This window comes from Blautia sp. AF34-10, assembly GCF_003477865.1.
GTDB classification, from domain to species: Bacteria; Bacillota; Clostridia; order Lachnospirales; family Lachnospiraceae; genus Fusicatenibacter; species Fusicatenibacter saccharivorans.
The window spans coordinates 1-699 of sequence record NZ_QUED01000096.1; the positions used below are offsets into that span (position 1 = coordinate 1).

At 37.5% G+C, this 699-nt stretch carries 1 pseudogene; it reads right to left on the bottom strand.

Features of this window, described 5'->3' with window-relative positions:
- Positions 1-342: pseudogene (locus DWZ60_RS17040) on the bottom strand (Archaeal ATPase); the annotation flags it as partial.
- Positions 343-699 lie beyond the last annotated feature (357 nt).

The following is a 699-nucleotide window of genomic DNA, read 5'->3' on the forward strand; positions in this document are numbered from 1 at the left end:
CAGCTTTGCAAGAAAAAGCAGACGTGAGCTGGCTGGTTTGTACAGAGAAGCCAGATTTTTCTTTTTGGCATCGGAGATGGTGTCATCTTGTATAAATAATGTGTATATATCCTGCATAGCCATATTGCAGTCAGACATCAATGGAAGCAGATTTTGGTGAATGGTTTCTGCCAGCTTTTTCTGATTACTGGGTTTGGAATAGTAAGCGGATATTTTAGGACTGATTTTAGCCTGACCGGTCATCCAGCGGCAAACCAGACCGTTGTCCATTGAAAAATCCTGATTTGCCGGATCATCCATAAAATCTTCAAATAATTCGTATAAAAAATCAGGCTGACTCATTTGATTACTTTCGCTGATATGATTTTTTAAGCAAGTGCTAATAGAAGAAAAATCGCATCGATTCAATAGAAATTCCCCTTTCGTAGTTAAGATTAAGTATATCTATCATAACACGAACATATGTTCGATTCAAGAAAATGCGGATATTTTTAAATTGATTGTGTCAATTTACAATCAATTTCTATTCAATGTGGTTTTCCGGCAGGTTCTGTAAAATAAGCTCAGATCAAAACAATGACGGGAGGAGCTTATGCAACAGAATATTGAATTTGAGCGGTGCATTGATTTTCTGGTACGGATGATTGATAAGTACGGCGAAGAAGTCCTCCGGGAGTTGGAGGAAGAAAAACAGAATAA